The organism is Alteromonas sp. RKMC-009 (genome assembly GCF_003584565.2).
In the GTDB taxonomy this organism is placed as follows: Bacteria; Pseudomonadota; Gammaproteobacteria; order Enterobacterales; family Alteromonadaceae; genus Alteromonas.
The window spans coordinates 4,230,454-4,242,947 of sequence record NZ_CP031010.1 but is presented as its reverse complement, the minus strand read 5'-3'; the positions used below and the strand labels follow the sequence as shown (position 1 = coordinate 4,242,947).

General features: G+C 50.4%; 12 protein-coding genes. 8 read left to right on the top strand and 4 right to left on the bottom strand.

Going from position 1 to position 12,494, the window contains the following annotated elements; translation table 11 throughout:
* Position 1: 1 nt before the first annotated feature.
* Genes DS731_RS18615 through argC form a run of 4 tightly spaced genes read right to left on the bottom strand, consistent with a single transcriptional unit; the run spans position 2 to position 3,936 of the window.
* Complete coding sequence (locus DS731_RS18615) at positions 2–1,210, bottom strand: argininosuccinate synthase (protein ID WP_119502726.1); 1,209 nt, start codon at positions 1,208–1,210, stop codon at positions 2–4.
* A gap of 13 nt (positions 1,211–1,223) precedes the next feature.
* The gene (locus DS731_RS18610) at positions 1,224–2,135 is read right to left on the bottom strand and encodes an ornithine carbamoyltransferase (protein WP_119502725.1); all 912 of its coding nucleotides are present in this window, start codon (positions 2,133–2,135) and stop codon (positions 1,224–1,226) included.
* A gap of 20 nt (positions 2,136–2,155) precedes the next feature.
* A complete protein-coding gene (argB, locus tag DS731_RS18605; RefSeq protein ID WP_119502724.1) occupies positions 2,156–2,920 on the bottom strand; it encodes an acetylglutamate kinase in 765 nt (254 codons plus the stop codon).
* On the bottom strand, positions 2,920–3,936 hold the full coding sequence (gene argC, locus DS731_RS18600) for an N-acetyl-gamma-glutamyl-phosphate reductase (protein ID WP_119503502.1): 1,017 nt from the start codon (positions 3,934–3,936) through the stop codon (positions 2,920–2,922). Before argC ends, argB begins: the two co-directional genes overlap by 1 nt.
* Positions 3,937–4,448: 512 nt before the next feature.
* On the opposite strand from argC, the gene DS731_RS18595 reads away from it, so the two are divergent.
* The 8 genes from DS731_RS18595 (at position 4,449) to DS731_RS18560 (ending at position 12,493) form a co-directional block, all read left to right on the top strand.
* On the top strand, positions 4,449–4,859 hold the full coding sequence (locus DS731_RS18595) for a methylglyoxal synthase (protein WP_119502723.1): 411 nt from the start codon (positions 4,449–4,451) through the stop codon (positions 4,857–4,859).
* Between the two features lie 309 nt (positions 4,860–5,168).
* Positions 5,169–5,876, top strand: a complete 708-nt coding sequence (locus DS731_RS18590; RefSeq protein WP_119503501.1) for a response regulator — start codon at positions 5,169–5,171, stop codon at positions 5,874–5,876.
* A complete protein-coding gene (locus DS731_RS18585; RefSeq protein ID WP_119502722.1) occupies positions 5,873–7,279 on the top strand; it encodes an ATP-binding protein in 1,407 nt (468 codons plus the stop codon). Before DS731_RS18590 ends, DS731_RS18585 begins: the two co-directional genes overlap by 4 nt.
* Positions 7,246–8,208 carry an alpha/beta fold hydrolase gene (locus DS731_RS18580; RefSeq protein WP_119502721.1) on the top strand — a complete coding sequence of 321 codons (963 nt, stop codon included), beginning with the start codon at positions 7,246–7,248 and terminating at the stop codon, positions 8,206–8,208. Before DS731_RS18585 ends, DS731_RS18580 begins: the two co-directional genes overlap by 34 nt.
* A gap of 258 nt (positions 8,209–8,466) precedes the next feature.
* The gene (locus DS731_RS18575) at positions 8,467–8,670 is read left to right on the top strand and encodes a hypothetical protein (protein WP_150154321.1); all 204 of its coding nucleotides are present in this window, start codon (positions 8,467–8,469) and stop codon (positions 8,668–8,670) included.
* Positions 8,671–8,781: 111 nt separating this feature from the next.
* Positions 8,782–9,246 (top strand): tRNA (uridine(34)/cytosine(34)/5-carboxymethylaminomethyluridine(34)-2'-O)-methyltransferase TrmL, encoded by a 465-nt coding sequence (gene trmL, locus DS731_RS18570; protein WP_119503500.1) that lies wholly within the window; start codon positions 8,782–8,784, stop codon positions 9,244–9,246.
* 132 nt (positions 9,247–9,378) lie between these two features.
* A complete protein-coding gene (locus DS731_RS18565; protein ID WP_232373408.1) occupies positions 9,379–10,566 on the top strand; it encodes an efflux RND transporter periplasmic adaptor subunit in 1,188 nt (395 codons plus the stop codon).
* Complete coding sequence (locus DS731_RS18560; RefSeq protein WP_119502720.1) at positions 10,559–12,493, top strand: MacB family efflux pump subunit; 1,935 nt, start codon at positions 10,559–10,561, stop codon at positions 12,491–12,493. The genes DS731_RS18565 and DS731_RS18560 overlap by 8 nt, the downstream gene beginning before the upstream one ends.
* Position 12,494: the final 1 nt, after the last annotated feature.

Genomic DNA, 12,494 nt, shown 5'->3' with positions numbered 1-12,494 from the left:
GTTACTGCTGCTTTTTCAGTGCTTCGATACGGCTGGACAGGCTGAACAGGCGGATAAAGCCTTCAGCATGACTCTGGTCGTATACGTCATCAGCACCGAAGGTTGCGAAATCTTCAGAGTACAGGCTGTTTGGTGAGCGACGTTGCGTCACGGTTGCCTGACCTTTGTAAAGCTTCACAACGATGTCACCGGTTACGCGCTTAGCGAAAGACGCAGCGCCGGCCAGAAGGGCATCATTCAGCGGAGTGAACCAGCGGCCGTCATACATCACGTGGGAGTATTCCAGACCAATCTGTTCACGGTATTTAAGCGAGGCTTTATCCAGCACCATGGTTTCCAGCGCTTTATATGCCGCTACCATTACTGTGCCTCCCGGCGTTTCATAACAACCGCGGGATTTCATACCTACCAGACGGTTCTCTACGATGTCGATGCGGCCAACGCCATGTGCAGCAGCAATGGTGTTCAGCTTAACCAGTGCCTGGTAAGGCGACAGGGCTTCATCGTTAACTTTAGTCAGACGACCTTCTTCGAAAGACAGCATAACGCGCTCTGCTTCATCAGGTGCATCTTCCGGATCAACCGTCATTGTCCAGATTTGTTTGGTAGGCTCCTGCCATGGATCTTCCAGCTCACCGCCTTCGTGGGAGATGTGCCATGCGTTTGCATCACGGCTGTAGATTTTAGTCGCAGACGCTGTCGTTTTGATATTACGCTCTGCCAGGTATGCCAGCAGATCTTCACGGGAAACCATGTCCCACTCACGCCATGGCGCGATAACGTGCAGATCAGGTGCCAGAGAAGCAAAGGTGCCTTCGAAACGCACCTGGTCGTTACCTTTACCGGTACAACCGTGACACAGCGCATCTGCGCCAACTTTACGGGCAATTTCTACCTGTGCTTTTGCAATTACAGGGCGGGCCATAGAAGTACCCAGCAGGTATTCACCTTCGTAAATAGCACCGGTAGTGATAGTCGGATAAATGTATTCGCTGACGAACTCTTCTTTCAGATCAACGATATGACATTCACTGGCACCTGAAGCGATAGCTTTTTCTTTCAGGCCAACCAGTTCTTCATCACCCTGACCGACATCAGCGGCAAATGCCACAACTTCACAGTCATAGTTTTCTTTCAGCCATGGAATGATGGCTGAGGTATCTAACCCGCCGGAATATGCGAGTACGACTTTATTCACGTTCTTTTTCATTAAACCTGTCCTCTCAGGAACCTAGTAGTTTGGTCAGTATTGCGTTTTGGGCATGCATTCTGTTTTCTGCTTCCTGCATCAGCAGTGATTTGTCACTGTCGATAAGCGAACCGGTAATTTCCAGGTCGCGGTGAGCAGGCTGACAATGCATGACATATTGTGCACCGGTTTTTTCCATCAGGGCTTCGTTGACCTGATAAGGCATAAATTTATCTTTAATGGCTTCAAGCGGCGTATCATCGCCCATTGATAACCAGGTATCAGCATAAAGCACATCTGCGCCGATAGCGGCATCAATATCGTTGCTTTGTACTATTTTAACGCCGGTTTTAGCGGCAATGTCTTGTGCTTGCGCAACAATTTCCGGATCGGCTTCGTGTCCTGGCGGTGTAACCACTACCTGGTTGCAGCCCAGCAGTGCGCCAACAATTAACAATGAATGGGTTACGTTGTTGCCGTCACCGATATAAGCCATAGTCAGGCCTTCGGTTTTTCCGAACGCTTCAAACATGGTGAGGTAATCAGCCAGACCCTGACACGGGTGATACTTATCGCAAAGCGCATTAATCACCGGTACTTTTGCCGCTTTCGCGTAGTCTTCCAGAGTGCTGTGAGAGAACACACGGGCAACAATGGCGTCTGCCCAGCACGCCAGATTGGCAGCGGTATCCACATTATCTTCACGGCCGGCCAGTTTGCCGCCCTGTACGTCCAGGTAAACCATATGGCCACCCAGTTTATTAATGCCGATATCGAAACTTACGCGGGTACGCAGAGAAGGCTTTTCAAACAGTGCTGCAACAGATTTACCTGCCAGCACCTGGCTGTACTTCGCCGGGTTTTGTTTGATGGTTACGGCTAAATCTAACAGCGCCTTCGTGTCTTCGGGTGTCCAGTTAGCAAAGGACAATAAATCCTGTTTCATGGTCAATATCCTCAATACGGCTATGGCGCGATGCGCGTACCGGTATCCTTATTTAAAATGTCACTGATGCTGGCATCCCAACTGGCGATGGTGACCGGACGTCCCAGGGACGAAGCTGCCAGCAGAGCCGCATCTGTTTTTACCTTCATGCCGTCAGTGATCACACCGCCGGCAACCAGGCTGTCTATTTGTTGTTGGTTTAATGAGCTTAACAGCGCTTTATCGGCATCAAGCACGCCTTTGACGTTAGACAATAGCAGTAACTCGCCGTCAAGCAACTGGGCGATTACGGTGGCTGCCTGGTCGGCATTAATGTTCAGCAAACGGCCCTGCGCACTGGCGCCGATGGAGCTGACTACCGGTAACAGATCTTTGCCGGTTAATGCTTTAAGCAGTTCCGGGCTGTTTGCCGAAGGCACGCCAACGGCACCGTATTTTTCATCCAGCGGCTCGCAGCTTACCATGTTGCCGTCTAACAAAGACAAACCGACAGGTGTTAATCCGCTACGAATTGCCAGAGCACACAGTGCTTTGTTCGCACTACCGGCCAGTGTGCCGCAGATGTACGGCATATGTTCGTCCGGTGTTACCCGCAGACCATCAATTTTCTGGCTGGGCAAATTCAGTGCGGCCATCAGTGTTTCAACCAGCGGACCGCCACCATGTACGATGACCACAGGACGGGTCTTCATGGCTTCACCGACAGAAGTCAGTAATGACAACGCCGCATTTTCATCTTCAAGCAGCGCACCGCCCACCTTAATAACAATAGGAGACAACTTCATTATGCAATCAGTCCCTGAGCGTCGGGCAGGCCACTGACCAGGTTTGCACATTGCATTGCCTGCGAGGCTGCACCTTTCATTGTATTGTCGATGGCGCTGGTAATAACGGCGTAGCCTGACTGGGCATCCAGTTTCCAGTGCAAATCAACAAACGGCGTATTCACTACATCATCAATTTTCGGGAAGGTATCGCGAATGCGGACAACAGGTTTGCCCTCATAAGCGGTGTGATAGGCAGATGACAGTTGCTCAGCGCTGACGCCCGGCTTCAATTTCACAGTAATCGTGGCCAGAATGCCCCGCTTAAAGTTACCCAGATGCGGGGTGAAAATCACTCCGGTGCCAAGCCATGCCTCGATTTCCGGGGTGTGTCTGTGACCCAGCACGCCGTATGCCTGCAGGCTTACTTCGCAGAAGCTGTTGTTTAATGCGGCTTTACGGCCTGCACCACTGACGCCTGACACCGCGTTTATGACCGGGCGCACGGCACTGTCTAACAGGCCATTCTCCAGCAGAGGTTTTAACGCTGTCAGTGAAGCTGTGGGATAACACCCCGGCACGGCAACGATTTTCGCTGCCGCAATATCCTTGGCATACCATTCAGCCAGGCCATACACCGCTTTATCCAGACACGCCTCCGAGGTGTGTTTAAAACCGTAGAACTGTTCAAATACTTCTGTATTCTTAATGCGGAATGCGCCGGATAAATCCAGCACTTTGGCTTTGCCTTTACTCAGTGCAGCCATCCAGTCGTGACTGGCTTCATGAGGTGTGGCCAGAAATACCAGATCCATGGTATCTGCGAGTGTGTCTAATGTGCTGTCATTCATCGGCGTAAGCATGTACTGGCTCAGGTGTGCATACTGACCGTGGATCGCAGCAATGGATTTATTGCCGTCGGCACTGTTTTCAGAAACATAGGTGCCCAGTAAATCCATAGCAGGGTGACGATGAACTAAATCAACGAGTTGTGCGCCAGTGTAACCACTGGCTCCGATAACTGATACTTTTAACATAATAGGTTTAATTAATTCTGTAGAGGGATAAAAAATCACTTTCTACCTTTGTACGCGAATGAAAGGGATACTGTTTTCATTCGCCCGCGTACAAAGGTAAAAAGTGCGCTACCGCAAAAGCAAATTCACACCGGATCGTCGGTGTACATAATGCAATGTGTAGCCAGCCAGGGGAGAGCTAAACTGTTTTACCTTGTCAACCTGCTGGTCGGGCCTGCTGGTTGGTTGAATCATGAGATTGTCCTGTCATTTTCTCTGTCTTCACGATAAAACGTTGCCATGGCTGACTTTGAGCGCCTATCGAATGCTGCAGAGATTACTAAACCGTCGCCTATGATACTCATTGCGAATAAATATGCAATAAATATGTATAAATATTTCTCTGTGCCGGGCGCGGTGAATTTCGTAATATAAACGGTATCTATGAAGATTATTTGACAGTCCGGTGGCCCACCGTTTTGTCACGATACGCACATATTTACTGCCTGTGGTAAGAAAGAAAGGACACAAGAATGAACAAAAAAGCCGTCGCACTGGTTGCCCATGACCATAAAAAAGCAGAACTCCTTGCGTGGGTGAATAAACATTTAGACAGTATGCAAAAATGCGAACTGGTGGCAACGGGTACCACCGGTGGTCTGATTGCAGACGATACCGGACTGAGTATCAAACGTTTTAAGAGTGGCCCGCTCGGGGGCGACCAGCAAATTGGAGCGCTCATTGCCGAAGGAAAACTGGATGCACTGATTTTCTTCTGGGATCCACTTAATCCGGCCCCTCATGATCCTGATGTAAAAGCGCTGCTGCGCCTGTGTTCGGTATGGAATGTGCCGGTGGCGTGTTCTTCGGCGACTGCTGACCTTATTATCACATCGCCGTTATTTTTCGCTGAAGATTACTTGCCGCTGAAACCGCAGTATTAAGAAAAAAGCCGGACCGGTTTACGCCGGTCCGGCGGTTGGCATTGAAGTGTGTGCCAACGTCGGTGGACTCGTGCTTATTGTTAAGTCAGTGTAGGCGGGATTTCTGCAAAGTTGTTCAGTGGTACTGTAAAGCTTCTGTAAAGTTGGTGACATCGCGTCTTTACGGTGGTCGGAGTCAGGTAAACTTACTATCAGCAGGACAGGAGCCATGCCATGACACAGACCGTTTTCTCCATGTCAGTATTACGTTCAATGTCATCAACGCACACCCAACGTTTTTTTAAGCCGCAGAATTTTGGAGGCAATGAGATGGTCGCCACAGCGACAAAGCAGTCTATTTTGATCATTGATGATGACCGTGAACTGACGGACATGCTGAAAACTTATCTTGAGGCAACCGGTTACAGTGTCACCGTGGCCAATGACGGATACAGTGGTCTGGCGGCGGCAACTTCCGGTGAGTCTGTTGACCTGATCCTGCTGGACGTCATGATGCCCCAACTGGATGGCTTTGAAGTGTTGAAAAAATTGCGTATCAGCCATTTAACCCCGGTACTGATGCTAACCGCCCGGGGCGATGATTATGATCGCATCCTTGGACTTGAGCTCGGGGCTGATGATTATTTACCCAAGCCATTTAATCACCGTGAACTGGTGGCGCGGGTGAAGGCCATTTTCCGCCGTCTGGAAATGTCTACCCAGTCCAGGCAGCAACAGGATTTGTCAGTAAACCATATATCATTGAGCATGAGCCGGCAGACAGTGGCAAGCCATAATGTGGCGCTGACACTCACCAACACCGAATTTGCTATACTGCATTTACTAATGATCAATGCCGGTCAGCTGGTCACGAAAGATGACATCAGCCAGAAAGTACTGGGTAAGAAGTTACAGGCCTTTGACCGCAGTATTGATATGCATGTCAGTAATCTGCGAAAGAAGATTGCTGAAACCACGAATGATGAAAAGATAAAAACCATTCGCGGGTCGGGATATTTACTAAGACTGGCTTCATGAATTCACTTGCACGTTTCAATCCGGCCCGGCGTTTAGTCGGGCGTTTGTTTTTATGGTTCTGGGTAACCTTTATTTTTACCGCAGTTGTGACTTTTTATGCGGTTGGTTTTTTCAATGAACACGCAGAAATCCGGGCACCGGATGCGCGTGAGCTGGAAGCCCTGAACCGGGCTGTTGCAGTTATTGACCGCGTAAGTCAGGAAGACGGCGCTAAACCTGCCCGCCGCATTCTGGAAGAAGCTGACCGGATAAACCGGCACAGACTTATCGCTGTAGGCATTGATGACGGGGCGATGGTGCAGGGAGGAGGGCCACCAGTCAGGCGCAGTGAAGAGGATGATCTGGTCAGGCTGGCTAAGCAGGCCTCACCGTTGTCACTGGTTCGGGAAAATTTTGAGACAATCGGGCCTGCCAGAGTCGCTATTAACGGTAAAGATTTTGCCATTTATGTTTCGCTGATGAACGGGCCTCCCGACAGTCAGCAGCCTCTCATGTATTTTCTTTGTATCGCGCTGGTGATTACCATTGTCTTATCCTATCTGTTTGCCCGGTCTCTGGTACGTCCGATCACTATTTTGCAGGAAACCAGTCGTGAACTGGCGGGGGGGAACTGGAAAGCCAGGGTGAAGGAAGCCGATGGCCGCCGTGATGAATTAGGAAGTTTATCCCGCGATTTTAACGCCATGGCATCGCAGCTCGAACAAATGTGGTTAGGACAGCAGCGGCTACTGGCGGATATCTCCCACGAATTACGTTCTCCCCTTGCCCGTTTGCAAATGGCCGTAGGTCTGGCGCATCAGCAGAACGTAGATCCGGCGGCCCTTGCCCGGATAGAGCGGGAAGCCGAACGGATGGACTCGATGATCGGACAGTTGCTCACATTAACACGGGCAGAGTCCGGCAAACCGGAAATCTCTCCGGTGATGATCAGTGTGCTGTTTGACCGTACCTTTGCCGACGCCAGATTTGAGGCGTCTAACCGGAACATCCGGTTTGAGGTTGCAGCATTGCCACAGCAAACCGTTAACGTGAACAGTATGCTGTTATGCAGCGCCGTTGAAAACGTAGTGAGAAATGCCATTCGCTACGCGGAGTCTTCCGTATCGGTAACCGTTTCTGTGAAAGAGTCGCAGTGGTTTGTTGTAGTTAAGGATGACGGCCCGGGGTTATCTGAAGAGGAATGCAGCTCTGTATTTGCACCGTTCTACCGTGCAAGTCTCGCCAGAGATCGTGAGTCCGGCGGGGTTGGTTTGGGACTTGCCATTGCAAAAGCCGCAGTGGAAATGCATCATGGCGACATTAAAGCAACCCGAAATGCGTCCGGTGGACTGGCTGTCACCATTTCTCTGCCACTGGACGGGCGTGATACATGGTCCGGACAATCTCCACAGAACACTCATTAATTCATAACAGCGATGCCATTCCTGCATTCTGGCAGCAGCATGTCACCTCAGGTGTGCTGACTGCCAGAGATGGTGTGAAGCTGGCTTATGCGCTTTGTATCCCTGCACAGCCTGCCGCTACCATTGTTATCAGCAGCGGCCGTATTGAAGCGTACCTGAAGTATCAGGAAGTGATGTTTGATCTGTACAATCAGGGCTTTGCTGTTTTCACTATGGATCACCGGGGGCAGGGGCTGTCGGACAGAATGACCGCTAATCCGCATCAGGGCTTCGTCCGGGATTTTGCAGATTATGTCAGTGACCTTCACCTCTTCATTACAGAGGTGGTATCGGCCAGACAACCTGACGGAGAACGTTACCTGCTTGCCCACAGCATGGGGTGTGCGATTGGAGCACTCACGACTCTGGCCCATCCGTCATTGTTTCAGAAACTTGTTTTTTGTTCTCCCATGTTCGGTATACGTCCCGCGTTACCGGGCTGGATTGCCAATTCGTTGCTCAATATGGTGGAGCGCCGGTATCAGAAAGCCGGGCAACAGGAAGGCTATTTTATCGGGCAAAAAGACTACTCGCCGGTTACCTTCGATGCCAATCATCTCACACACAGCGAACTGCGATACCGTTTGTTCCGTGATACTTACGCAAACACGCCAGAGGTCCAGCTTGGCGGTGTAACCGTTCACTGGCTGAGAGCGGCCATGAAAGCCATGGATTTTATTGAGAATAATGCCGGTGATATTAAGCAACCTGTGTTAATTCTCAGTGCCGGCGACGATACGGTGGTGGATAACCGCAGGCAGCGAAGGGTGGCCGGACTCATGCCGGATGCCGTTCTGCATTCCTGCGAGGGGGCGTATCACGAAATTCTCATTGAAGCAGACCGGATCCGTGAACCTGCTATGAACAAGATCCTCGATTTTCTCGCCTGATTTACAAAAGTGTCTCTATTTTACACACACTGACGGGGGACAGAGTCGCCGGCAATGTATTCTGCCGACCGGTCGAGCTTCTGTAAATAACTGACCTGACACCGTTTTTTATTAAATTTTAATGACACTGAAAATTGCGGTATGGCTAATGCAATACTTTCGTATAAGACACGGGAAGACTCATCAGAGTGAACCGTAACAAAATAAAACTTAACGACAGAAAAGTTGCCCTATAAAGCAATGCGAGGCCAGAAAATCATGCAAAAATATACTTCATTAAGAACAATGCGTTTACAAGCGCCCAAAAATACAGATTTATCTTCTGTTTACGGGCATGCAATCAGCACTTTCACCCCTTTGTCAGATAAAGTGGTTGAGTTTGTCGGAAATTCCGTAGCGCAACGTCGTGCACGTCGCTGGGCTGCTCAGGCGCAAACTAACAGGGTGCTTAACGCACTGTAACGGTCCATTGCACCAAAACTGCCCACAGCAACCGCCATTCCTCCGCTGTGGGCTTGTCTCATGTCCTGTCACACCGTATCCTTGCTCCACAGCAAAATTCGTGATGTGACCATGTTTGATATCGTTTTATACCAGCCGGAAATTCCGCCCAATACCGGCAACATTATCCGTTTGTGTGCAAACACAGGCTTTTCCCTGCATCTGATAGAGCCTCTGGGCTTCGACTGGGACGATAAGCGTGTCAGACGTGCTGGTCTCGACTACCATGAATTTGCCGACGTAAAGCGCCACGCCAGTCTGGATGCTTATCTCGAAAGTGAACAACCGGCGCGCATTTTTGCCTGTACCACGAAAGGTAAAGCGTTTCACAGTGATGTGAAATACCAGAAAGGTGATGCGTTAATCTTCGGCCCTGAAACCCGTGGTCTGCCCGACGAGTTTATTCAGTCCCTGCCTCCGGAGCAACGTGTACGCATCCCCATGTTGCCAGACAGCCGCAGCATGAATCTGTCCAATGCCGTGTCAGTTTTCGTTTACGAAAGTTGGCGGCAAACGGGATATGAAGGCGCAAGATAAAACTAATCTGACTGTCATGCCCCCGTCCAGCCTTGTCTGTGGACCACTGTGAAGTAATGTTAAGTTGTGTAAAGCCCGTAGTGTAAAGATGCGGGCTTTTGTATTTTAGGTATTTTCACTTAAGGAAAGACTGTGTTATCACCAGGATCCCACCGATGGGTAAAATGGCTGCTGTTACTGGTAGTCATTACTGTACCCGCCTACGCTGCATGGAACATGTTCGCAGCACCCGCCCGTGACACCAGCGCATTTTTATTTTCGCAGGTTGGCCGCGGTACCATCGAAAAGAACATCATTGCAACGGGCCAGCTTGAACCCAAACGTTATGTTGTCGTTGGTGCACAGGTGTCCGGTCAGGTTGAGAGAATCCATGTGGAAGAAGGTGATGTGGTGGAAGCCGGCGATTTGCTGGTGGAAATTGATGCAACAGTCTTTGAAACACAGGTACAGAACGCAGAATTTGCGCTGGATGTGAAGAACGCGAACCTTGCCCAGCTTAAAGCTGAGCGGGAACTGGCTTTGCTGCGTGAGAAACGGAACAACAATCTGTTTGATCAGGATGCAGTGAGCGCTGATACCGCTATCAGCAGCCGTATCGACGTTAAAGTACTGGATTCAAAAATTAAAGCCAGTATCGCGCAAATTAAAGCTGACGAAGCATCTCTCGCCGGTGATAAAGCGACACTGGGTTTTGCCAAAATTTATGCCCCTATCAGCGGCACGGTAGCGTCTATTGCTGTGCGTGAAGGACAAACATTAAATGCAAACCAGAACGCACCGGAGCTGCTGCAGATCTCTGACCTTACTACCATGACATTACGGGCAGAAGTCTCAGAAGCGGATGTGGAAAGTATTAAACGTGGTATGCCGGTGTACTTCTCTACTATTGGTAATACCCGTAAGAAATATCACTCTGTAGTACGTCAGGTATTACCAACACCCACAATCATTAACGACGTAGTACTGTATCAGGTGCTGGTGGATGTGGAGAACACCGAAGGTACGCTGATGGATTCTATGACCACCCAGGTTTTCTTTGTTGAAGAGAAGGAAGAAAATACCCTGGTAGTCCCGCTGGCAGCGGTTAAAGGACCTCCCCGTGATAAATTTGTCATGGTCCGTGAGCACGGCGAACTGGTACGAAAGCCGGTAAAGACCGGGGTCAGCACCCGCACTGAAATTCAGATTTTATCCGGTCTGAATGAAGGCGACGAAATTGTTACCGGCCAGGCATCTGCGGCTGCAGGCACTAAAGATAACAACGACCGTGGTTTCGGCGGTCCCATGGGGGGTCCGCCTATGAGGGGGCCACGTGGCTGACGTACCTTTAATTGAACTGGCGAATGTAACCCGCAGTTATCAAACTGAAGGTACAGAAGTCAGGGCGCTGGACGGTGTCTCACTGCGGATCCAAAAAGGTGAGTTTGTTGCCATCATGGGGCAGTCCGGGTCCGGAAAATCGACCCTGATGAATATCCTCGGCTGTCTGGACACGCCCACGTCGGGCAGTTATACCATTCACGGCCACGATGTGAACAAGCTGTCACAGGAACAGTTGTCAGCGCTGCGCCTGAAAACCTTCGGCTTCGTCTTTCAGCGTTATCAGTTACTCGCCAGCCTCACCGCGACGGAAAACGTTGCGCTGCCGGCAATATACAGTAACACCGATAAGAGCGTCCGTGAGGAGCGGGCATCAGCGTTACTGACCAAGCTCGGGCTGGGCGACCGGCAGGATCACCGCCCCGGTGAGTTGTCCGGTGGTCAGCAACAGCGGGTATCTGTTGCCCGTGCACTAATAAACGGTGCTGAGGTTATTCTGGCTGATGAACCCACCGGCGCACTGGACTCTGCCAGCGGAGAGCAACTGCTTAATCTGCTGAAAGAACTGCACGGGGAAGGGGTTACCATCATTCTTATTACTCACGATCCGGCTGTGGCAGAACATGCTCAGCGTCAGGTGCATCTGCTGGACGGAAAAATCGTGTCTGATTCGGGGGAAGTGGCTCAGCCGGTGACGACATCTGCTGCACAGACATCGTCGATAAAACCGTTTAAGAGTATTTCCGGCGTTGCGGCACTGGGCATGGCTTTTTCATCACTGCGGCTTAACTGGTTCCGCACCTTACTTACCCTGCTGGGGATCATCATTGGTGTAGCAGCGGTGGTCACCATGATGGCTATCGGGGAAGGAGGAAAACAGGACGTACTGAAGCGTATTGAAGCTATCGGTACCAATCTGATTTCAGTGCGGCCGGGCGGCAGGAATATGCGCAATTCCGGTGATGTAGCGACGCTGACTCTGGCAGATGCTGACGCATTACGCGATATTCCCGGCGTGACTTACGTTGCGCCGGAACGTTCTTCCCGCAATACCATGCGCTATGGCGAGAATGACTTCTCCGGCCGGATTAAAGGCTCCACGCCGGATTACCTTCATGTGAAAGACTGGGAAATGGCGCAGGGCGTATTTTTCACCACCGAAGACGTGAACAATTATGCACCGGTTGTGGTGATAGGTGATACGGTTGCTGAAACCTTATTTACCGATAAGATGCAGGCAGTTGGTAAGTACATACTTATGTCAAACAGCCTGTACCAAGTGATTGGTGTATTAAAATCTAAGGGGGCGACTGCCGGTGGCAGTGATCAGGATGACGAAGTGCTTATCCCCATTACAACCGGACGGCTAAAGGTATTTGGCCGTGAATACCTGAGCGGCATCACAATTAAAGCTGCCAGTTCAGAAGTCGCATCAGATGTGAAGGATGCAGTCCTTGCTGTACTCACCGAACGTCATGGTACAGAAGATGTGATGGTATTTACTACCGACTCACTTGTTGAGGCGGTTACCGAGACACAAAATACTTTGACCTGGCTACTGGCATCTGTTGCTGCTATTTCCCTGTTTGTTGGCGGTATTGGCGTGATGAATATCATGCTGGTGAATGTGTCTGAACGTAAACGGGAAATTGGTCTGCGGATGGCCACCGGTGCAAAGCCGGCCGATATTCTCAAGCAGTTCAATATTGAAGCCTGGGTAGTGTGTATTCTCGGCGGCTGTGTGGGCATTCTGCTCGGATATCTGGTGATCCTGATCGTGTCTCAGTTTTCCATTTCAGTGGCTTATACACTGCTACCGCCTGTACTGGCATTTATTACATCGCTGCTGGTGGGCGTACTGTTCGGTTATGCTCCTGCACTCAAGGCGTCCCGCCTTAGCCCCATTGATGCGTTATCAGAGGATTGAG